This window comes from Rhizobium sp. SVR5-9E (genome assembly GCF_056755095.1).
Genome location: NZ_JBNDHS010000625.1, coordinates 1 through 245 on the forward strand (window position 1 = coordinate 1; position 245 = coordinate 245).

The 245-nt window shown below is 39.2% G+C and carries 1 protein-coding gene; it reads right to left on the reverse strand.

Going from position 1 to position 245, the window contains the following annotated elements; genetic code table 11:
• On the reverse strand, positions 1 to 245 hold a 245-nt coding region (locus ACPYOJ_RS36310), incomplete at both ends, for an endonuclease/exonuclease/phosphatase family protein (protein WP_481420530.1).

Sequence of the window (245 nt, forward strand, 5' to 3'; positions counted from 1 at the left end):
ATACAGCATGGCTACATCTACTTTCCTTTCATCCATGGAATTGTAATGCACAATACCATATTCAGAATTGAAGGGCGACAGCTGTACCAAATCTTCAAGAACCTTCCTGCCGGATACTTCCGAAAGACCAATAATAAAGGGAAGCATTCCATTTTTTTCCTGCATCAGCTGAAAAACATGGGCTATTTTGAAGAGTTTGTTTTTATATTTTCGTTCATCCCAGTTCCTCAGCCCTGAATTTGTAG